At 54.2% G+C, this 20,291-nt stretch carries 19 protein-coding genes, 1 tRNA gene and 2 pseudogenes; 16 read left to right on the top strand and 6 right to left on the bottom strand.

Translation table 11 applies throughout. The features are described from left to right. From gcvT to ACSZO4_RS10410, 4 genes are all read left to right on the top strand, one after another. A complete protein-coding gene (gene gcvT, locus ACSZO4_RS10425) occupies positions 1–1,095 on the top strand; it encodes a glycine cleavage system aminomethyltransferase GcvT (RefSeq protein ID WP_437888854.1) in 1,095 nt (364 codons plus the stop codon). Between the two features lie 25 nt (positions 1,096–1,120). Beyond that, a complete protein-coding gene (gene gcvH / locus ACSZO4_RS10420; protein ID WP_437888853.1) occupies positions 1,121–1,510 on the top strand; it encodes a glycine cleavage system protein GcvH in 390 nt (129 codons plus the stop codon). Positions 1,511–1,683: 173 nt separating this feature from the next. After that, a complete protein-coding gene (gcvP, locus tag ACSZO4_RS10415) occupies positions 1,684–4,557 on the top strand; it encodes an aminomethyl-transferring glycine dehydrogenase (protein WP_437888852.1) in 2,874 nt (957 codons plus the stop codon). Positions 4,558–4,628: 71 nt separating this feature from the next. Then, positions 4,629–5,372 (top strand): SDR family oxidoreductase, encoded by a 744-nt coding sequence (locus ACSZO4_RS10410; protein ID WP_437888851.1) that lies wholly within the window; start codon positions 4,629–4,631, stop codon positions 5,370–5,372. Positions 5,373–5,413: 41 nt separating this feature from the next. Here the strand turns inward: ACSZO4_RS10410 and ACSZO4_RS10405 are convergent, their stop codons facing one another. Together ACSZO4_RS10405 and ACSZO4_RS10400 are read right to left on the bottom strand one after the other, a co-directional pair. Then, entirely contained in the window at positions 5,414–6,847 is a 1,434-nt protein-coding gene (locus ACSZO4_RS10405; protein ID WP_437888850.1) for a 6-phospho-beta-glucosidase, read from the bottom strand. Positions 6,848–6,967: 120 nt separating this feature from the next. After that, positions 6,968–7,696 (bottom strand): MurR/RpiR family transcriptional regulator, encoded by a 729-nt coding sequence (locus ACSZO4_RS10400; RefSeq protein WP_437888873.1) that lies wholly within the window; start codon positions 7,694–7,696, stop codon positions 6,968–6,970. 52 nt (positions 7,697–7,748) lie between these two features. On the opposite strand from ACSZO4_RS10400, the gene yqfB reads away from it, so the two are divergent. Together yqfB and trhA are read left to right on the top strand one after the other, a co-directional pair. After that, entirely contained in the window at positions 7,749–8,060 is a 312-nt protein-coding gene (yqfB, locus tag ACSZO4_RS10395) for a N(4)-acetylcytidine aminohydrolase (protein ID WP_437888849.1), read from the top strand. Between the two features lie 161 nt (positions 8,061–8,221). Next, entirely contained in the window at positions 8,222–8,881 is a 660-nt protein-coding gene (trhA, locus tag ACSZO4_RS10390; protein WP_437888848.1) for a PAQR family membrane homeostasis protein TrhA, read from the top strand. Positions 8,882–8,963: 82 nt separating this feature from the next. Here trhA and ygfZ read toward each other — a convergent pair whose 3' ends face one another. Beyond that, positions 8,964–9,944, bottom strand: coding sequence for a tRNA-modifying protein YgfZ (ygfZ, locus tag ACSZO4_RS10385; protein ID WP_437888847.1), 981 nt, complete (start codon positions 9,942–9,944; stop codon positions 8,964–8,966). Positions 9,945–10,192: 248 nt separating this feature from the next. Between ygfZ and sdhE the strand changes: the two genes are divergently transcribed. Next, complete coding sequence (gene sdhE / locus ACSZO4_RS10380; protein WP_437888846.1) at positions 10,193–10,459, top strand: FAD assembly factor SdhE; 267 nt, start codon at positions 10,193–10,195, stop codon at positions 10,457–10,459. Beyond that, entirely contained in the window at positions 10,440–10,862 is a 423-nt protein-coding gene (locus tag ACSZO4_RS10375; RefSeq protein ID WP_437888845.1) for a protein YgfX, read from the top strand. Before sdhE ends, ACSZO4_RS10375 begins: the two co-directional genes overlap by 20 nt. Before the next feature lie 13 nt (positions 10,863–10,875). Here the strand turns inward: ACSZO4_RS10375 and fldB are convergent, their stop codons facing one another. Beyond that, on the bottom strand, positions 10,876–11,397 hold the full coding sequence (gene fldB / locus ACSZO4_RS10370; protein WP_437888844.1) for a flavodoxin FldB: 522 nt from the start codon (positions 11,395–11,397) through the stop codon (positions 10,876–10,878). A gap of 101 nt (positions 11,398–11,498) precedes the next feature. On the opposite strand from fldB, the gene xerD reads away from it, so the two are divergent. From xerD to lysS, 5 genes are all read left to right on the top strand, one after another. Then, on the top strand, positions 11,499–12,395 hold the full coding sequence (gene xerD, locus ACSZO4_RS10365; protein WP_437888843.1) for a site-specific tyrosine recombinase XerD: 897 nt from the start codon (positions 11,499–11,501) through the stop codon (positions 12,393–12,395). Positions 12,396–12,419: 24 nt separating this feature from the next. Further along, positions 12,420–13,133 (top strand): bifunctional protein-disulfide isomerase/oxidoreductase DsbC, encoded by a 714-nt coding sequence (gene dsbC, locus ACSZO4_RS10360; protein ID WP_437888842.1) that lies wholly within the window; start codon positions 12,420–12,422, stop codon positions 13,131–13,133. 5 nt (positions 13,134–13,138) lie between these two features. Continuing rightward, entirely contained in the window at positions 13,139–14,872 is a 1,734-nt protein-coding gene (gene recJ / locus ACSZO4_RS10355; RefSeq protein WP_437888841.1) for a single-stranded-DNA-specific exonuclease RecJ, read from the top strand. Positions 14,873–14,963: 91 nt separating this feature from the next. After that, a protein-coding gene (gene prfB / locus ACSZO4_RS10350; RefSeq protein ID WP_437888840.1) for a peptide chain release factor 2 occupies positions 14,964–16,062 on the top strand; the annotation gives its coding sequence in 2 pieces (ribosomal slippage) (positions 14,964–15,038 and positions 15,040–16,062; 1,098 coding nt in all). Between the two features lie 9 nt (positions 16,063–16,071). Continuing rightward, positions 16,072–17,589 (top strand): lysine--tRNA ligase, encoded by a 1,518-nt coding sequence (gene lysS / locus ACSZO4_RS10345; RefSeq protein ID WP_437888839.1) that lies wholly within the window; start codon positions 16,072–16,074, stop codon positions 17,587–17,589. A gap of 44 nt (positions 17,590–17,633) precedes the next feature. On the opposite strand, the gene idi is transcribed toward lysS, so the two are convergent. Both idi and ACSZO4_RS10335 read right to left on the bottom strand, forming a co-directional pair. Beyond that, positions 17,634–18,185: an isopentenyl-diphosphate Delta-isomerase gene (gene idi / locus ACSZO4_RS10340; protein WP_437888838.1), complete on the bottom strand. Its 552-nt coding sequence runs from the start codon at positions 18,183–18,185 to the stop codon at positions 17,634–17,636. A gap of 74 nt (positions 18,186–18,259) precedes the next feature. Beyond that, positions 18,260–18,394, bottom strand: a pseudogene (locus ACSZO4_RS10335) (DUF554 family protein); the annotation flags it as partial. 4 nt (positions 18,395–18,398) lie between these two features. Between ACSZO4_RS10335 and ACSZO4_RS10330 the strand changes: the two are divergent. The 3 genes and pseudogenes from ACSZO4_RS10330 to ACSZO4_RS10320 all read left to right on the top strand — a co-directional run. Beyond that, a pseudogene (locus tag ACSZO4_RS10330) lies at positions 18,399–18,679 on the top strand (LysR family transcriptional regulator); the annotation flags it as partial. A gap of 64 nt (positions 18,680–18,743) precedes the next feature. Beyond that, on the top strand, positions 18,744–19,472 hold the full coding sequence (actS, locus tag ACSZO4_RS10325) for an amidase activator ActS (protein ID WP_437888837.1): 729 nt from the start codon (positions 18,744–18,746) through the stop codon (positions 19,470–19,472). A 92-nt stretch (positions 19,473–19,564) separates the two neighbouring features. After that, positions 19,565–19,638 (top strand) — tRNA-Gly (locus ACSZO4_RS10320). The last annotated feature ends 653 nt before the right edge of the window (positions 19,639–20,291 follow it).

Below are 20,291 nucleotides of genomic sequence, written 5' to 3'. Positions count from 1 at the left end.
ATGGCTCAGCAGACACCCCTATTTGAACAACACAACCTGTGCGGTGCGCGCATGGTGGATTTCCATGGCTGGATGATGCCGCTGCATTACGGCTCGCAAATCGATGAGCACCACGCGGTGCGTACCGATGCCGGTATGTTTGATGTTTCGCATATGACGATTGTCGACTTGCGCGGCAGCCAGACCCGGGCGTTTTTGCGTTATCTGCTGGCGAATGATGTCGCGAAACTCACAAGACCAGGCAAAGCGCTCTACAGCGGCATGCTGAATGCCTCAGGCGGGGTGATTGATGACCTTATCGTCTACTACTTTACCGAAGACTTCTTCCGCCTCGTTGTAAACTCCGCCACCCGCGAAAAAGACCTCTCCTGGATTAGCCAACACGCCGAACCTTACGCCATCGACATTAGCGTCCGCGACGATCTGGCGCTGATTGCCGTCCAGGGGCCGAATGCGCAGGCGAAAGCTGCCACCCTGTTCAGTGACGAACAACGCCAGGCGGTAGAAGGGATGAAACCCTTCTTTGGCGTCGAAGCGGGAGAACTGTTTATTGCCACTACCGGCTACACCGGCGAAGCTGGCTATGAAATCGCCCTGCCAAACGAGCAGGCCGCCGGTTTCTGGCAGGCGCTGGTTGCGGCGGGCGTTAAGCCTTGCGGACTGGGCGCTCGCGACACCCTGCGTCTGGAAGCCGGGATGAATCTGTATGGCCAGGAAATGGATGAGAGCGTTTCGCCGCTGGCTGCCAATATGGGCTGGACTATCGCCTGGGAGCCGACCGACCGTGATTTTATTGGCCGCGAAGCGCTGGAATTACAGCGTCAGAAGGGCACGGAGCAACTGGTGGGCCTGGTGATGACCGAGAAAGGCGTACTGCGTAACGAACTCCCCGTTCGTTTTACTGACGCACAGGGGAATCCGCATGAAGGCGTGATCACCAGCGGTACTTTCTCGCCGACCCTTGGCTACAGTATTGCACTGGCACGCGTGCCGGCGGGCATTGGTGAAACGGCCATCGTGCAGATCCGTAACCGTGAAATGCCGGTAAAAGTAACAAAACCTGTTTTTGTACGCGCTGGCAAAGCCATCGCGTGATGCATTCTTATTTGGAGACCGAGTGATGAGCAACGTACCAGCAGAACTGAAATACAGCAAAGAACACGAGTGGCTGCGTAAAGAAGCCGATGGCTCTTATACCGTCGGGATCACCGAACATGCGCAGGAACTTCTGGGCGACATGGTGTTTGTCGACTTACCGGAAGTGGGAGCAACCGTCGCCGCAGGTGACGACTGTGCGGTCGCTGAGTCGGTAAAAGCGGCATCAGATATTTATGCTCCGATCAGCGGCGAAATCGTTGCGGTCAACGAGACGCTGGGCGATGAGCCGGAACTGGTTAACAGCGAACCCTACGACGCAGGCTGGATTTTCAAAATCAAAGCCAGCGATGAAGCTGAAGTTGAGGCGCTGCTTAGCGCAACAGAGTACGAAGCACTGTTAGAAGACGAATAAATACGCGTCATTCTTCACGTTGCAGGTGTGTTGGCATCCTTGCTCACCCCAGTCACTTACTTGTGTAAGCTCCTGGGGATTCGCTTCGTTGCCGCCTTCCTGCAACGCGAATTATTTTGCGTATTCGACAAGTAATTATCACGCCCCATCGCACGTTTCAGGAACCATCGCTCATGACTCAGACGTTAAGTCAGCTTGAAAATCGCGGCGCATTTATTGAAAGACATATCGGCCCCAACGCTCAGCAGCAGCATGACATGCTGGCAGTTGTCGGCGCGGAGTCGCTCAATGCGCTGACCTCGCAGATCGTCCCACAGGATATTCAGTTGGCAAGCCCGCCGGATATTGGTGAGGCGACCACCGAATATGCGGCACTTGCGGAGCTGAAAGCGATTGCCAGCCGCAACAAGCGCTTTAAGTCTTACATTGGCATGGGTTACACCGCCGTGCAGTTACCTCCGGTTATCCTGCGCAACATGCTGGAAAATCCCGGCTGGTACACCGCCTACACTCCTTACCAGCCGGAAGTCTCCCAGGGCCGTCTTGAAGCGCTGCTGAACTATCAGCAGGTGACTCTGGATCTGACCGGGCTGGATATTGCTTCCGCGTCTCTGCTTGATGAAGCGACCGCCGCCGCCGAAGCGATGGCGATGGCCAAACGCGTCAGCAAGCTGAAAAATGCCAACCGCTTCTTCGTGGCCGCCGACATTCATCCGCAAACCCTCGATGTGGTTCGCACCCGTGCTGAGACTTTTGGTTTTGACGTTATCGTCGATGAGGCAGGCAAAGTTCTCGACCACCAGGATGTGTTTGGCGTGCTGTTGCAGCAGGTGGGAACAACCGGCGAAGTGCATGACTACAGCGCCCTGATTAGCGAACTGAAAAGTCGCAAAATTGTGGTCAGCGTCGCCGCAGACTTTATGGCGCTGGTATTGCTGACGGCACCTGGCAAGCAGGGGGCTGACATTGTCTTCGGCTCCGCACAGCGCTTTGGCGTACCAATGGGCTATGGCGGCCCGCATGCGGCATTCTTCGCGGCAAAAGATGAATTCAAACGTTCCATGCCGGGCCGCATTATTGGCGTATCTAAAGATGCCGCCGGTAACACGGCGCTGCGCATGGCAATGCAGACCCGCGAGCAGCATATCCGCCGCGAAAAAGCGAACTCCAATATTTGTACCTCGCAGGTACTGCTGGCAAACATCGCCAGCCTGTATGCGGTCTATCATGGCCCGGTTGGCCTGAAACGCATTGCCAGTCGCATCCATCGCCTGGCCGATATCCTTGCCGCCGGCCTGCAACAGCATGGGCTGAAACTGCGTCACGCCCATTACTTTGACACTCTGTGCGTCGAAGTGGCGAATAAAGCGGTTGTGCTGGCGCGGGCGGAAGCCGCCGGAATCAACCTGCGTAGCGACATCCGCAATGCGGTCGGTATTACGCTTGATGAAACCACCACCCGTGAAGATGTGCAGGCGCTGCTGGCGGTTGTTCTGGGTGATGCGCAGGCGACAGATATTGACGCTCTGGACAAAGACGTGGCCCACGACAGCCGCTCGGTTCCTGCGGGCATGCTGCGTGACGATGCTATCCTGACGCATCCGGTGTTTAATCGCTATCACAGCGAAACCGAGATGATGCGTTATATGCACTCGCTTGAGCGTAAAGATCTGGCGCTCAATCAGGCGATGATCCCGCTGGGATCCTGCACCATGAAACTCAATGCTGCCGCGGAGATGATCCCCATCACCTGGCCGGAGTTTGCCGAACTGCACCCGTTCTGCCCGGCAGACCAGGCTGAAGGTTATCATCAGATGATCAATCAGCTGTCCGACTGGCTGGTGAAACTGACCGGTTACGATGCGCTTTGTATGCAGCCAAACTCCGGTGCGCAGGGTGAATATGCCGGCCTGCTGGCGATTCGTCACTATCACGAAAGCCGCAACGAAGGTCACCGTGATATCTGCCTGATCCCAAGCTCTGCCCACGGCACCAACCCGGCATCTGCTCAGATGGCAGGCATGCAGGTAGTGGTCGTGGCATGTGATAAAAACGGCAACATCGACCTGGCTGACCTGCGGGCGAAAGCCGAGCAGACTGGGGCGAATCTCTCCTGCATTATGGTGACCTACCCGTCCACGCACGGCGTGTATGAAGAAACCATCCGCGAAGTATGCGACATCGTGCATCAGTACGGTGGTCAGGTGTATCTCGACGGGGCCAACATGAATGCGCAGGTGGGGATCACCTCGCCGGGCTTTATTGGCGCGGATGTGTCGCACCTCAACCTGCATAAAACCTTCTGTATTCCGCATGGCGGCGGCGGCCCGGGTATGGGGCCAATCGGTGTGAAAGCGCACCTTGCTCCTTTTGTGCCGGGTCACAGCGTGGTGCAAATTGAAGGTATGCTGACCCGCCAGGGCGCGGTGTCTGCTGCGCCGTTCGGCAGTGCGTCGATTCTGCCGATCAGCTGGATGTATATCCGCATGATGGGGGCGCAAGGTCTTAAGCAGGCAAGTCAGGTGGCTATCCTTAATGCCAACTACATTGCCCGTCGTTTGCAGGACGCCTTCCCGGTGCTCTACACCGGACGTGACGGTCATGTGGCGCACGAATGTATCCTCGACATTCGTCCACTGAAAGAAGAGACCGGCATCAGTGAACTGGATATCGCCAAGCGCCTGATCGATTACGGCTTCCACGCGCCGACCATGTCCTTCCCGGTTGCGGGCACGCTGATGGTCGAACCGACAGAGTCTGAAAGCAAGGCTGAGCTGGATCGCTTTATTGATGCGATGCTGGCGATCCGTGGCGAGATTGATCGCGTGAAAGCGGGCGAATGGCCGCTGGCCGATAACCCGCTGGTTAACGCACCCCATACTCAGAATGAGCTTGTGGCGGAGTGGGATCATGCCTATACCCGCGAGCTGGCAGTCTTCCCGGCGGGCTATGGCAATAAGTACTGGCCAACGGTGAAACGCCTGGATGACGTCTACGGCGATCGCAACCTGTTCTGCTCCTGTGTGCCAATGAGCGACTATCAGTAATCATTTCGCACTATACTTTGCGCCGGGTCAGCCTTTGCTGCACCCGGCTTTTTTTATGGGGGGAATGAAACGTGGCAATCGCACTGGTGACCGGCGGCAGTCGGGGAATTGGCAAAGCAACGGCGCTGCTGCTGGGCGCGGAAGGTTATACGGTTGCGGTGAATTACCAGCAAAATGCAGATGCGGCGCAGACGGTGGTGGAGGCCATTATTGCCGCAGGCGGCAATGCCTTTGCCGTGCAGGCCGATATCAGCGATGAAGCCCAGGTGGTGGCGATGTTTGCCCGTATTGATAAAGAAGACCAGCCGCTGACGGCGCTGGTGAATAACGCTGGCATTCTGTTTACCCAGAGTCGTGTGGAAGCGATGACGGCAGCGCGCATCAATCAGGTATTGCAGACCAACGTAACAGGCACATTCCTGTGCTGCCGCGAGGCGATAAAGCGTATGGCCGTGCCTCATGGCGGGCAGGGCGGGGCCATCGTCAATGTCTCTTCGGCTGGAGCACGGCTTGGATCTCCGGGGGAATATGTCGACTATGCGGCATCAAAAGGGGCGATGGATACGCTCACCACGGGCCTGGCGCTGGAAGTGGCAGCCCAGGGCATTCGAGTTAACAGCGTGCGGCCAGGTTTTATCTATACCGACATGCACGCATCCGGCGGCGAACCAGGGAGAGTGGATCGGGTAAAGGCGTCATTACCAATGCAGCGCGGCGGTCAGCCGGAAGAGGTTGCCCAGGCGATTGTCTGGTTGCTGAGCGACAAAGCATCGTATGTGACAGGCAGCTTTATTGAGCTGGTGGGCGGGAAGTAATGAGAAATGCCGGATAGCAGGGCGCTATCCGGCAAACAGACTTAGATATTTTCGCCGTTGCTGGCGATCACCGCTTTATACCAGTCGAAGCTCTTCTTACGGGAACGGGACATGTCGCCGGTACCGTCATCGTGTTTGTTGACATAGATAAAGCCGTAACGCTTGCTGTACTGACCGGTGGTGAAGGAGACGCAGTCGATACAACCCCACGGGGTGTAGCCCATCAGATCCACGCCGTCATATGTGACAGCTTCAACCATCTCTTTGACGTGTGCGCGCAGATAATCGATGCGGTAGTCATCAATAATGCTGCCATCTTCTTCAACTTTGTCGTAAGCGCCAAAGCCGTTTTCAACAATAAACAGCGGCTTCTGATAACGCTCATAGAGTTCGCAAAGTGCATAGCGCAGACCTACCGGGTCAATCTGCCAGCCCCAGTCGGAGGCTTTTACGTGCGGGTTCGGCACACTGCCCTGGAAGCCTTCAAGCGCATCACCGGAACCGCCTTCTGCTTTCACGGCGTTGGTCATGTAGTAGCTGAAGCCCAGATAATCACAGGTACCTTCACGCAGCACCTGCTCGTCGCCTGCTTCCATCTTGATGTTAAAGCCACGACGTTCCCACTCATTGAGCACGTAGGACGGGTAGTAACCGCGCAGTTGAACGTCGGTAAAGACATAACGCTCGCGCATGGATTCCTGGGCGAACATGGCATCTTCAGGCTTACAGGAGAACGGATACAGCGGCACCATCGCCAGCATGCAGCCGATTTTCATTTCCGGATTGATGCGGTGACCAATTTTGACCGCCAGCGCGCTGGCCACGAACTGGTGGTGCAGCACCTGGTACATGGTCTCTTCCGGGTTATCGTGCTCGGTATAGACCACGCCGGAGCAGCAGTAACCAAACAGCGGGGCACGCCAGTTACGCTGGTTATTGATTTCGTTGAAGGTCATCCAGTATTTGACTTTGGTCTTGTAGCGCTCAAACACCACTTCGGCGAAGCGTACAAAGAAATCAACGACTTTACGGTTAGTCCAGGTACCATATTCCTGCACCAGATGCAGCGGCATCTCGAAGTGGGACAGGGTGATAACCGGCTCGATGTTATATTTGAGCAGCTCATCAAACATATCATCATAGAATTGCAGGCCTTCTTCGTTTGGCTCCAGCTCATCCCCTTTCGGGAAGATGCGTGTCCAGGCGATAGAAGTACGGAAGCATTTGAAGCCCATTTCGGCGAAGAGTTTGATGTCTTCTTTATAGTTGCCGTAGAAGTCGACGGCTTCGTGGTTCGGGTAATATTTCCCTTCAATGACCTGCTGGGTGATTTCACGCGGAACGCCGTGCGCGCCGCCGGTCAGCACATCACAAATGCTTGGACCTTTACCACCCTGGTTCCAGCCGCCTTCAACCTGATGTGCAGCGACTGCGCCGCCCCATAAAAAATCTTTTGGTAAGGTCAATTTTTTCATTGTTAGTCGTCTCGCTATATTAATTTCTGGGATCGAGTCTAACAAAGAGAATAAAAAAGTCACGATATAACAAATTACCGCAAGGGTAACTTGTTACATCAAAAAAACAGCCTGTTTTTTTTATGCTATTTTTCTCGCCAGTTTTCGGCCAAGCGATTCCAGAATATAAATGACGGGAATTTGAGTGGTAATATCATAAACCCCGGCAATACGTGTTTGCGGGACATGCCAGGAGAGATTGAAGTCAGCCAGCTTTGCCAGACGAGAATGTTCGTGGCTGGTTATCGACAGCACTTTGCATTTGTGCAGGCTGAACTGGCTGGCGAAACGCAGGATCTCCTCGGTTTCGCCGGACACGGAAAGCACGATAGCCAGCGCGTTTCTCGCCATATCATTGGTGACCGGAAAATAGGGGTCATCAATATGATTACTGAATTTACCAATATTAGAGAAAAAGCGTGCGCCGTATTTTGCCAGCGCCCCGGAGGTCCCGGCGCCAACAAATATAATACGCTCTGAGGATAATATAATGTCGACGGCTTTATCTAATAGCGTATCGAACTCATCATTATTTACGCCTTTAAAGAAACTAATAATTTCACTTGCGCCAAAATTAGCCTGTTGAGGTTCATTCTGTTCTAAATATAATTTAAAACGTACGCGGAATTCGGAATATCCTTCGCAATTCAGCTTACGGCAAAACCGCAGCACCGTGGTGGTGGAGACACCCGCGCCGTCGGCCAGTTCACGGATGGTCATGTACATCACTTTGTCACGATTTTTGACGACATAGTTGTAGACCATCATCTCCAGATTGTTGAGACTGGCAATAGCGGCGTGGGAGAACATACTCACGATATTGATGACTCACTTAGCAGATTTATCATCAGGGAATAATAACATGCAGCCGAACGACATCACTTTTTTTAAACGCTTTCAGGCCGACATTCTGGCCGGGCGCAAAACCATTACCCTGCGTGATGAAGCCGAATCACACTTCAAAGCCGGTGATATCCTGCGCGTCGGGCGCTATGAAGATGATGCTTATTTCTGCACCATCCAGGTCACGGCGACCTCGACCATTACCCTGGATACCCTGACGGAAAAACATGCTGAACAGGAAAACATGAGCCTTACGGAGCTCAGGCAGGTGATTACGGAGATCTATCCTGGCCAGGATCGGTTTTATGTGATTGATTTTAAATGTCTTTGAAAAATTAAAATACAGTTGTTAACTCAGTTTTTAGTTTAATTTATTGATTTATATGAGTTTTATTATTTAACTAAATATTTTAGCGAACAGGTGTGCACTGAAACCATTCTCAGTTACTCTATACCCGCGAACTTTTTCTTTGCGTGCTCCTGGAGTGAATTATGGTGGAAAAGCCACTTATCAAACAGGGATATACCCTGGCTGAGGAAATAGCCAACAGCATCAGCCACGGTATCGGGCTGGTGTTTGGGATCGTCGGTCTGGTGCTCCTGCTGGTTCAGGCGGTGGACAGCAATGCCAGTACCATGGCCATCACCAGTTACAGCCTGTATGGCGGTAGCATGATCCTGCTGTTTCTGGCCTCCACCCTCTATCATGCTATCCCCCATCAGCGGGCCAAGGTGTGGCTGAAAAAGTTTGACCACTGCGCGATTTATTTGCTGATTGCCGGAACCTATACGCCATTTTTGCTGGTCGGGCTGGATTCCCCCCTGGCGCGCGGGCTGATGATTGTTATCTGGAGCCTGGCGTTGCTGGGGATCCTGTTCAAACTGACCATCGCCCATCGTTTTAAAGTGCTGTCGCTGGTGACCTATCTGACCATGGGCTGGCTGTCGTTGATTGTGATTTACCAGCTTGCCACACGCTTGTCGGTGGGCGGGGTGACGTTGCTGGCGGCTGGCGGCGTGGTGTATTCGCTTGGGGTGATTTTCTACGTCTGCAAACGCATTCCCTATAACCATGCTATCTGGCACGGTTTCGTGCTGGGCGGCAGCGTTTGTCACTTTCTGGCGATCTATTTGTACGTCGGGCAGGTTTGATTGTGTGCGGTCTGATGCCCTCTCCCACGGGAGAGGGTGCAAACACTAAAAACAACCTGAGGTTGCCGTTTTTGCTTTTAACTCACTCTTCCAGTGAATACGGCAGCGGTTCAATTGCTAGGGTACCGGCGTCGTCGCGTACGCGAAATACGCTGTCAGGCTCCATATCGTTATTCATCACCACCTGCACCAGTACTCGCCCGTCATCCAGTTGAATAGCGGCCAGGACAGTACCGGTTCGACGCCAGTTGTCGCCCATTTTCAGTTCGAGATCTTCACCTGCTTGCGGTACACGGCTGGCGTTACCGGCCAGGTACCAGAGCGCACGTTTATTGGCGCCACGGAACTTGGCTCTGGCGACCATCTCTTGGCCGGTGTAGCACCCTTTTTTGAAGCTGATCCCGCCAAGCGCCTGAATATTAGTCGCCTGTGGAATAAACTGCGCGCTGTTGGCGGCATCAATAATCGGCTGTCCGGCTTCAATGTTCAGCGCCAGCCACTGCTGGCTATTGTTCAGTTGCGCTTCACCACGTAATTTCCCGGTAACGCTTTCGGCGGTGGCGGCATCTGTCACCAGTAAAAAGCGTTCTGCCGGATGAGCAAACCACAGCAGGGTGGTGTCTCCTTCGCGAACAACCTGATTTTCGCCATCGGGCAGAGTTGTGAACAGATTCGCCAGAGCTGCACGCGCCTGAAAACCAGCCACGCCGAGCAGAACTTTTTCACTGTCGAGGGCGATCACCACTTTTGAGAATACGGCATATTTCTTCAACTGCGTCAGTTGCTCATCTGCCACGCTGCGGCGCAAAATCCAGTTAAAACCGCCTTCTTTGCGGAACAGGCGCAGGTTGCTCCACATCTTGCCTTTCGCATCGCAATGCGCGGCCAGAAGATGTTCGCCGTCAGTTAACTTAGCCACATCAGCGGTGACCTGACCTTGCAGATATTTTTCACTATCCGCACCGGTAATGGATCCCAAAGACCAGTCATCAAGGGTCATAAGGGTCAGCGGTAAGCGCGCAGACGCGGTTGGCTGGCGCGGAGGAAACGGGGTAAAAGCCATAAATAGTATCCTGATTAGCCTGACGCGATGTCATGGCCTAATGGTAAAAGAGCCATCGATCAATGCAAGCGATAAAAACAGGCGATTTGTGCGCTAATAACTAACGCTGATGTTCAGGTAAAAGCAGCAAATGGTTAACCCCTCTGGGGTTTATTCTGGAAGTCCGCTCGTAAATCTAAATATTCCGCGAATGGATGATTAAAAACACGTTACAATGGATGCCCATCGCAGCAATGCAGGAATCAGAAATGGATATTAACAACAAAGCCCGTATTCACTGGGCATGCCGACGTGGAATGCGCGAACTTGATATCTCTGTCATGCCTTTTTTTGAACATGAATATGATTCGCTAAGTGATGATGATAAGCGCGTTTTTGTGCGTCTTCTCGAAAGTGATGATCCGGATTTATTTAATTGGTTAATGAATCATGGCAAACCGCAGGATAGCGAGTTGCAACGGATGGTGCAGTTAATTCAAACACGGAATCGGGAACGTGGTCCTGTGGCAATCTGATTTACGCGTCTCCTGGCGCTCACAATGGCTTTCATTATTACTCCATGGCTTGATGGCGGCTTTCGTGCTGCTGGTCCCGTGGCCGTTGAGCTACACGCCGCTCTGGCTGCTACTGCTGTCGCTGGTGGTGTTTGACTGTGTCCGTAGCCAACGCCGTATCAATGCCTGTCAGGGAGAGATCAAACTCTTAATGGATTATCGCCTGCGCTGGCAGGGCGTGGAGTGGGAGATCGTTGGCACGCCCTGGATGCTCAGCATCGGGATGGTCGTGCGCTTACGGCACAGTAAGAGTAAGAAAGGGCGTCGCCAGCATTTGTGGCTGGCGGCAGACAGTATGGATGCGCAGGAGTGGCGCGATTTACGCCGAATGATTTCACAGCAATCGACGCAGGGGCAGAACTAAACTACTGGCGGTATCAGACCAGGTGTTCTGCCATCTCCTGCAGAATCTGTTCGCACCAGCTTTGCAGGCGCTCGTCGCTGAGATCGTATTGGTTGGTCTCATCCAGCGCCAGTCCGACAAACAGCTGACCGTCAGCAATCACCGGTTTGGGACTGGTAAATTCATAACCTTCCGTCGGCCAGTAGCCGATAAACTTCGCCTCGCGAGGCGCCAGTTTATCGTGCAGCATGCCGAGCGCATCAAGGAACCACTCGCCGTACCCGAGCTGGTCGCCCATGCCGTACAGGGCGATGATTTTACCCTTAAGGTTCAGCGTATCGAGCTGGTCCCAGATGGCTTCCCAGTCTTCCTGTAGCTCGCCAAAATCCCAGGTCGGAATGCCAAGGATAAGGGCATCGTACTGCTCCATTAGCGTGGGTGAATCGTCTTTCAGGTTGTGTAACGTCACCAGCTCCGGGCCAATAATGTCACGGATTTTCTCCGCCGCCATTTCGGTATAGCAAGTACTGGAGCCATAAAACAGACCGATGTTCATAACGTAAAAATCTCAATTCCTGATGTGTCTTTCCCGGCATTGTACCAGAATCAGATGGCAATCAGGCATAATGCAGCGACATCAGACAACAAGAGGTTGGGATGGAAAGGGATCTCGCATACATCGAACAGTTTCTTGACGCCCTGTGGCTTGAGCGTAATCTGGCGGAAAATACGCTCAGTGCGTATCGCCGCGATCTGCAAAGTCTGGTTGAGTGGCTAGACCACCGGGAATTAAGCCTAGAGACTGTACAGGCTGATGATTTACAAGGACTTCTGGCGGAACGGCAGGAGGGGGGGTACAAAGCGACCAGCACTGCGCGACTGCTTAGCGCAATGCGCCGTTTCTTTCAGCATCTGTACCGGGAAAAGCTGCGTGCGGACGATCCCAGCGCGCTGCTGGCCTCTCCGAAACTGCCCCAACGCCTGCCGAAAGATCTCAGTGAAGCTCAGGTTGACCGCTTGCTGGCATCGCCTGCCATTGACCAGCCGCTGGAGTTACGCGATAAAGCAATGCTGGAAGTATTGTATGCCACGGGCCTGCGTGTCTCCGAACTGGTGGGGCTGACCATGAGCGACATCAGCTTGCGTCAGGGCGTGGTGCGGGTCATCGGTAAAGGGAACAAAGAGCGTCTGGTGCCGCTGGGCGAAGAGGCTGTTTACTGGGTCGAAAACTATCTCGAACATGGTCGGCCCTGGCTGTTAAACGGCGTCTCTATTGATGTGTTGTTTCCCAGCCAGCGCGCGCAGCAGATGACGCGACAGACCTTCTGGCATCGCATCAAACACTATGCGCAGCTTGCGGGGATTGATAGCGAAAAGCTCTCGCCGCACGTTTTACGTCATGCGTTTGCTACGCATTTACTGAATCATGGTGCAGACTTACGCGTGGTCCAGATGTTGCTTGGCCATAGCGATCTCTCCACCACGCAAATTTATACGCATGTTGCGACTGAGCGACTGCGACAGCTTCATCAACAGCATCACCCACGGGCGTGACGGCAGGTTTTTTAAGGAAAGGTTATGAAAAAAGGTTTCATTGCATTGACCCTGATGGCGGCAGCACTGACAGGCAATGCCCATGCCGATGACGCGGCAATTAAGCAATCCCTGGCAAAACTGGGTGTTCAGAGTTCTGAGATCCAGCCAGCGCCGGTAGCCGGTCTGAAAACCGTACTTACCGACAGCGGCGTGCTTTACGTGACTGAAGATGGCAAACATATTATCCAGGGGCCGATGTATGACGTAAGCGGCGCGATGCCGGTTAATGTGACCAACCAGCTGCTGATGACCCATCTCAACGCCCTCGAAAAAGAGATGATTGTTTATAAAGCTCCGCAGGAAAAACATGTGATCACGGTGTTTACCGACATCACCTGTGGCTACTGCCATAAGCTGCATGAAGAGATGGCGGACTACAATGCGCTGGGCATCACCATCCGTTATCTGGCCTTCCCGCGTCAGGGGCTTCAGAGCCAGGCCGAGAAAGATATGAAAGCCATCTGGTGCGCCAAAGACCGCAACAAAGCCTTTGATGATGCGATGGGCGGCAAAGGCGTACAGCCGGCAAGTTGTGATGTTGATATTGCCGATCACTATGCCCTGGGCGTGCAGTTTGGCATCAACGGTACGCCAGCGATTGTGTTGAGCAACGGTTATGTGGTGCCGGGCTACCAGGGGCCAAAAGAGATGAAAGCCTTCCTCGATGAACATCAAAAACAGACGGGCGGTAAGTAATTCCTGTGAAATCTGAAATACAACTTCGCCGCCGTGAAGAGAAAGACGCGGCGGCGCTGCCAGCCCATTTACACCCGCTGTTGAGTCGGTTATACGCCAGTCGGGGCGTAAGTCAGGCCAGTGAGCTGGAACGCAGCGTTAAAGGTATGCTCCCGTGGCAGCAACTGCACGGGATCGATAACGCGGTAGCGGTTCTCTCTCGCGCTCTGCGCGACGGGCTGCGCATTATGGTGGTGGGCGATTTTGACGCCGATGGCGCAACCAGCACCGCACTCAGCGTACTGGCACTCAGGGCGCTGGGCGGCGAAAATATCGCCTTTCTGGTGCCCAATCGTTTTGAAGATGGCTACGGTCTGAGCCCGGAAGTGGTGGATCAGGCCCACGCGCGTGGCGCGCAGTTTATCCTCACGGTGGATAACGGTATCTCCTCGCACGCTGGCGTTGAGCGGGCGCATCAGTTGGGGATCCCGGTGCTGGTGACCGATCACCATCTGCCGGGCGATACGTTGCCCGCTGCCGAAGCCATCATTAATCCCAATCTGCGTGAATGCTGCTTCCCTTCGAAGTCTCTGGCAGGCGTTGGCGTGGCGTTTTATCTGATGCTGGCGTTACGTAGCCACCTGCGTGATAACGGCTGGTTTGAAACCCGTGGTATTGCGATCCCCAACCTGGCTGAGCTGCTTGATCTGGTGGCGCTGGGGACGGTCGCGGATGTGGTGCCACTGGATGCCAATAACCGCATCCTGACCTGGCAAGGCTTAAGCCGCATTCGTGCCGGAAAATGCCGGCCCGGCATTAAAGCCCTGCTGGAAGTGGCCAACCGCGATGCGCAAAAGCTGGCTGCCAGCGATCTCGGTTTTGCGCTGGGGCCGCGCCTGAACGCCGCCGGACGGCTGGATGATATGTCCGTTGGCGTGGCGCTGCTGTTAAGCGAGAATCTCGGCGAAGCCCGGATGCTGGCCAGTGAACTCGATGCGCTTAACCAGACGCGCAAAGAGATAGAGCAGGGGATGCAGGCGGAAGCCCTGCAGCTTTGTGAGAAACTGGAGCGCAGCCGCGACACCCTTCCCGGCGGGCTGGCGATGTACCATCCTGACTGGCACCAGGGCGTGGTGGGGATCCTCGCCTCTCGCATTAAAGAGCGTTTTCATCGCCCGGTTATTGCCTTTGCCCCGGCGGGTGAGGGCACGCTGAAAGGCTCAGGCCGCTCCATTCAGGGGCTGCATATGCGTGATGCGCTGGAGCGCCTGGATACTCTTTATCCTGGCCTGATGCTTAAGTTTGGCGGTCATGCGATGGCTGCCGGGCTGTCGCTTGAAGAGTCCCGCTTCGATGAGTTCCAGCGCTGTTTTGGCGAGCTGGTCACCGAATGGCTGGACCCTTCTTTGTTGCAGGGGGAAATTGTTTCTGACGGCCCGCTCGCGGCAGGGGAGATGACCCTCGAGATTGCTGAGATGCTGCGCGAAGCCGGACCCTGGGGGCAAATGTTCCCGGAGCCGATGTTCGACGGCGAGTTTCGTCTTCTGCAACAGCGGCTGGTGGGCGAACGGCACCTGAAAGTAATGTTGGAACCGGTAGGCGGCGGGCCGCTGCTGGATGGTATTGCCTTTAATGTCGACACCGGATGCTGGCCGGATAACGGCGTGCGTCAGGTGACCGTCGCTTACAAGCTGGATGTGAATGAGTTTCGCGGTAACCGTAGTGTGCAGCTGATTATCGAAAATATCTGGCCAATTTAGCGCCAGTAATCTCTACTAATAAGGGCGTGGATCCGCTACAATTCCGCCCTTATCACCGCATTTTGACTAGTCCATTAAAAGAAAACAGACCATGTTTGAAATCAATCCGGTAAATAACCGCATTCAAGACCTCACAGGACGTTCCGACGTTCTCAGGGGGTATCTTTGACTATGATGCCAAGAAAGAGCGTCTTGAAGAAGTAAACGCCGAGCTGGAACAGCCGGACGTCTGGAACGAACCTGAACGCGCTCAGGCGCTGGGTAAAGAACGTTCCTCCCTCGAAGCCATCGTAGAAACGCTCGATCAAATGACTCAGGGGCTGGAAGATGTTTCCGGTCTGCTGGAGCTGGCGGTTGAAGCTGACGATGAAGATACCTTCAACGAAGCTGTCGCCGAACTTGATGTTCTGGAAGAGAAGCTGGCGCAGCTTGAATTCCGCCGCATGTTCTCCGGCCAGTATGATAACGCCGACTGCTACCTTGATATCCAGGCGGGTTCCGGCGGTACTGAAGCCCAGGACTGGGCCAGCATGCTGACGCGCATGTATCTGCGCTGGGCGGAAGCGCGCGGCTTTAAAACCGAGATCATCGAAGAGTCTGAAGGTGAAGTTGCGGGGATCAAGTCCGTCACCATCAAGATTATCGGTGATTATGCTTACGGCTGGTTGCGCACTGAAACCGGCGTCCATCGTCTGGTCCGTAAGAGCCCGTTTGACTCCGGCGGTCGCCGTCATACATCGTTTAGTTCCGCCTTTGTTTACCCGGAAGTGGACGACGATATTGATATCGAAATCAACCCGGCAGATCTGCGTATCGATGTGTATCGCGCATCCGGTGCGGGCGGTCAGCACGTTAACCGTACTGAATCGGCGGTGCGTATTACGCACATCCCGACCAACACGGTAACCCAGTGCCAGAACGATCGCTCACAGCATAAAAACAAAGACCAGGCCATGAAGCAGATGAAAGCGAAGCTTTATGAGCTGGAGATGCAGAAGAAAAATGCCGAGAAACAGGCGATGGAAGATAACAAATCTGACATCGGCTGGGGCAGCCAGATCCGTTCGTATGTCCTGGACGACTCCCGCATTAAAGACTTGCGTACCGGTGTTGAAACCCGTAACACGCAGGCGGTGCTGGACGGTAGCCTGGATCAATTTATCGAAGCAAGTTTGAAAGCAGGGTTATGAGGAACCAACATGTCTGAACAACAAGCACAGGGCGCTGACGCGGCAATCGATCTTAATAATGAACTGAAAACCCGCCGCGAGAAGCTGGCGCACCTGCGCGAGCAAGGTCTGCCGTTCCCGAATGATTTTCGTCGTGACCATACCTCAGACCAACTGCACGCTGACTTCGATGCGAAAGAGAACGAAGAGCTGGAAGCGCTGGGTATTGAGGTTGCCGTCGCGGGTCGTATGATGACTCGCCGCATTATGGGTAAAGCCTCTTTCGTTACCTTACAGGATGTGGGTGGCCGTATTCAGCTGTACGTGGCCCGTGACGATCTGCCGGAAGGCGTCTACAACGAGCAGTTCAAGAAGTGGGATCTGGGCGATATCCTCGGCGCGAAAGGCAAGCTGTTCAAGACGAAAACCGGCGAGCTGTCGATTCACTGTACCGAACTGCGTCTGCTGACCAAAGCCCTGCGCCCGCTGCCGGACAAATTCCATGGTTTGCAGGATCAGGAAGCGCGCTATCGTCAGCGCTACCTGGATCTCATCTCGAACGATGAATCCCGTAATACCTTTAAAATCCGTTCGCAGATTATGGCCGGTATTCGCCAGTTCATGGTCAATCGCGACTTTATGGAAGTCGAAACCCCGATGATGCAGGCGATCCCAGGCGGCGCTTCCGCACGTCCGTTTATCACCCATCATAATGCGCTGGATCTGGACATGTACCTGCGTATCGCGCCGGAACTGTACCTCAAGCGTCTGGTGGTCGGCGGCTTTGATCGCGTGTTCGAGATCAACCGTAACTTCCGTAACGAAGGCATCTCCGTGCGCCATAACCCAGAGTTCACCATGATGGAACTCTATATGGCGTATGCGGATTACAAAGATTTGATCGAACTGACCGAATCCCTGTTCCGCACGCTGGCTCAGGACATTCTGGGTAACACCGCAGTGCCTTACGGCGACGAAGTGTTTGATTTCGGTAAGCCGTTTGAAAAACTGACCATGCGCGAAGCCATTGCGAAGTACCGTCCGGAAACCAATATGGCGGATCTGGATAACTTCGACTCCGCGAAAGCTATTGCCCAAAGCATTGGCATCAAAGTTGAGAAGAGCTGGGGTCTGGGTCGTATCGTGACCGAAATCTTTGAAGAAGTGGCTGAAGCCCATCTGATCCAGCCGACCTTTATCACCGAATATCCGGCAGAGGTTTCTCCGCTGGCGCGCCGTAACGACGTGAACCCGGAAATCACCGACCGCTTTGAATTCTTCATCGGTGGCCGTGAAATCGGTAACGGTTTTAGCGAGCTGAACGATGCGGAAGATCAGGCCCAGCGTTTCCAGGATCAGGTGAACGCCAAAGATGCGGGTGATGATGAAGCGATGTTCTATGACGAAGACTATGTCACCGCACTGGAACATGGTCTGCCGCCAACCGCGGGTCTGGGCATCGGTATTGACCGCATGGTGATGCTGTTTACCAACAGCCACACCATCCGCGACGTTATCCTGTTCCCGGCCATGCGCCCGGTGAAATAAGTCTTACAGACGCACTCAAACCCCACCGTAAAACGTGGGGTTTTTTATTGCCTGACGGTAGCGGCAAATTGCCGGAGCTTATCTCTGGCAAGCAGCGCTTCCTGCGTCATCCAGGGGCTGAAAGCCCAGGGCGTCGCATCCAGGGCGCTAAACAACGATTCCAGCGCGACCCACTGATGCGCCATGACTTCCTCCGGATTTATCGCCAGCGGACCTATGACCTGGGCGGCAAAAACCGGGCAGATTTCATTTTCGACGATGCCCGAAGGATCGGTTTCCCGGTAACGGAATTCCGCAGCAACGGTGGTGATATCGATAATCTCAACACCCGCTTCAAAGCGGCAACGACGAACGATGGCCTGCTCCGGGGTTTCACCGGACTGCGGATGGCCGCAGACGGAATTGGTCCAGACTCCGGGCCAGGCTTTTTTGCCCAGGGCGCGGCGGGTTACCAGACACTCGCCAAGGTGATTAAACAACCAGCAAGAGAATGCCAGGTGCAGCGGGGTATCTGACGTGTGGGCGGCGTACTTCTCCAGTGTGCCGATTTCCTGTCCCTGATCGTTAAGCAAAATAACGTGTTCTTGAATAACCATTCCAGCTCCAGCTCTTGAAACGCCAAATGGCGCAACAGATAGCGCCACCGGGCGAGAGATGATTATATCAACAATCAGGCAAAGAGTTTGCCCCACAGAGCGGAAAAAGGCATTACCAGCAAAAGCCCGGGTAACATATTGGCGACCGGGAAGGGTTTGATATTGCAGATACGTAGCCCGGTGGCCGCCATAATAAGACCGCTCGCACAGGGGATTGACCTGTGGCGTAAAGCCGGGGGCAACCCGCAGGTTATTATGCTCGTTACTCAGACGGGTGTGATTCTGGAATGGCTGGAGTCCAGCCTGGCAGCGGCAACCCAGTTGCCATCCTCAGAAGTGGATGCGGCAAAACTGCCTCACTGCCATGTGGTGGAGGCCTTCCCTCGCCGCAGGTGTTTTTCCCGGCGCTGGTTAAAGTCCCGACGATGAACTGGCTGCCGGAAGTTATGGCAATTATTGCTCAGGGCTACCCCTTTATGCACAACAATCACTGAAAGGTTGGCATCCCGTCTCTGGCTGCTAAACTAAGACGCCATTTATTTGCTTTGAGGATCTGTTGTGAGCGCAGGAAGCCTGACGAGAACCCCTTTTCAGATTGCCAGCTGTCTGGCCATTGCCCTGTTGCTGGCGGGATGCGCCGGGAGCCAGTCGTCCAGTAGTGGGGATGTTTACACGGTCAAACGTGGGGATACGCTGTATAAAATCTCACGGCAGACGGGCACCAGCGTGCGAGACCTGGCCCGGCTGAACGGCATTTCGCCACCCTATACCATTGAGGTGGGGCAGCGGCTGAAGCTCAATAGCGCGTCCAAATCATCCTCAGCAAAAGGCGCGACCAAAACCGCCAAAGTCGTCCCTTCGTCTGCGGTGCCGCTCTCCTCGTGGCCGCCAGTGGGGCAACGCTGCTGGCGCTGGCCGACCACCGGCAAGGTGGTGATGACCTATTCCACCTCCGACGGGGGCAACAAAGGGATTGATATTGCGGGGCAACGTGGGCAGGCGGTTTACGCATCCGGTGCAGGGAAGGTGGTCTACGCCGGTAATCAGCTACGTGGTTACGGCAATCTCATCATGATCAAGCATAGTGAAGAGTACATGACGGCTTACGCCCACAACGACACTATCCTGGTCAACAACGGGCAAAGCGTGAAGATTGGGCAGAAAATTGCCACCATGGGCAGCACCGATACCGATTCAGTGCGGTTGCACTTCCAGATACGCTATAAGGCGACGGCTATCGATCCGCTGCGTTATTTGCCACCCCAGGGCAGCCCGCCTAAATGTTAAAATATCAGCTAAGCGACTAATTTATGGTCAGTTAGTCGCTTAAACGCTTGCCTGGCGGCGCGTTAGGTCTATAATGCCTGTCACACACCGAAGCGGGTGTAGTTCAATGGTAGAACGAGAGCTTCCCAAGCTCTATAAGAGGGTTCGATTCCCTTCGCCCGCTCCAGATCTCTCCCCTTGTGGAGAAGCCTTGAAAGTCTTCTCTGCCAGCAACTTAAATAGTTACCTATTTTAGTCGCCTATGGGTTCTACCATTGTGATCCGCCCTTGGTAACTGTCACGCTAAGTTACATGGTGAGATGACAGTATAACTCAGCGTTGGCGGCAGTTGCATCCTCACACCGCGATAGTAAAACGTGAAGAAAAAGCCCACCCTGGCATTGTTATGTCATCGACAGACTGATCACACGCATTTTAAGCCCGATGTGCGGCCTTGTGGCTGCGTAAACAGGTGAATAGTGGTAATGCCCCGGTAGCTACAGATCCGGCTCTGCCAGCGCTTCGCTCACGCTCCTAACGGTACACGAGCACCCTGATAAGGTGTGATCCTTCTGACAATCTGATGAAGTCGCTACGCTCTGCTTGTTGCTTGTACCACTAACGGGGCTTTATGGCTTGTATTGTCCAAAATCTGCGCTACGCTACCTTTGACTACCCACAGCAAAGGATTAATAAGATGGAAAAAGAACACTTTAAGGCTCATGTTCAGTATGACGACTGGAAGGGAAGCGTTGCAGCAGACTGAACCGCCCCGGTTTTCCTGGAGAGTATTTTAGTTGGGAACTCAGGCTGCCAGATCCTTATTCCCGATGGAAGCAT

The sequence above is a fragment of the Phytobacter sp. V91 genome (genome assembly GCF_965644225.1).
Taxonomy (GTDB): Bacteria; Pseudomonadota; Gammaproteobacteria; order Enterobacterales; family Enterobacteriaceae; genus CBFFRJ01.
The sequence above is the reverse complement of the archived record's forward strand: the minus strand, read 5'-3'. Positions and strand labels throughout refer to the sequence as shown.

Bases quoted from the DNA above. Each gene is read 5' to 3' on its own strand.
- gcvT (WP_437888854.1), top strand. From the start codon at position 1: ATGGCTCAGCAGACACCCCTATTTGAACAACACAACCTGTGCGGTGCG.
- gcvH (WP_437888853.1), top strand. From the start codon at position 1,121: ATGAGCAACGTACCAGCAGAACTGAAATACAGCAAAGAACACGAGTGG.
- gcvP (WP_437888852.1), top strand. From the start codon at position 1,684: ATGACTCAGACGTTAAGTCAGCTTGAAAATCGCGGCGCATTTATTGAA.
- ACSZO4_RS10405 (WP_437888850.1), bottom strand. From the start codon at position 6,847: ATGAAAAAATTGACCTTACCAAAAGATTTTTTATGGGGCGGCGCAGTC.
- ACSZO4_RS10400 (WP_437888873.1), bottom strand. From the start codon at position 7,696: ATGTTCTCCCACGCCGCTATTGCCAGTCTCAACAATCTGGAGATGATG.
- yqfB (WP_437888849.1), top strand. From the start codon at position 7,749: ATGCAGCCGAACGACATCACTTTTTTTAAACGCTTTCAGGCCGACATT.
- trhA (WP_437888848.1), top strand. From the start codon at position 8,222: ATGGTGGAAAAGCCACTTATCAAACAGGGATATACCCTGGCTGAGGAA.
- ygfZ (WP_437888847.1), bottom strand. From the start codon at position 9,944: ATGGCTTTTACCCCGTTTCCTCCGCGCCAGCCAACCGCGTCTGCGCGC.
- sdhE (WP_437888846.1), top strand. From the start codon at position 10,193: ATGGATATTAACAACAAAGCCCGTATTCACTGGGCATGCCGACGTGGA.
- fldB (WP_437888844.1), bottom strand. From the start codon at position 11,397: ATGAACATCGGTCTGTTTTATGGCTCCAGTACTTGCTATACCGAAATG.
- xerD (WP_437888843.1), top strand. From the start codon at position 11,499: ATGGAAAGGGATCTCGCATACATCGAACAGTTTCTTGACGCCCTGTGG.
- dsbC (WP_437888842.1), top strand. From the start codon at position 12,420: ATGAAAAAAGGTTTCATTGCATTGACCCTGATGGCGGCAGCACTGACA.
- lysS (WP_437888839.1), top strand. From the start codon at position 16,072: ATGTCTGAACAACAAGCACAGGGCGCTGACGCGGCAATCGATCTTAAT.
- idi (WP_437888838.1), bottom strand. From the start codon at position 18,185: ATGGTTATTCAAGAACACGTTATTTTGCTTAACGATCAGGGACAGGAA.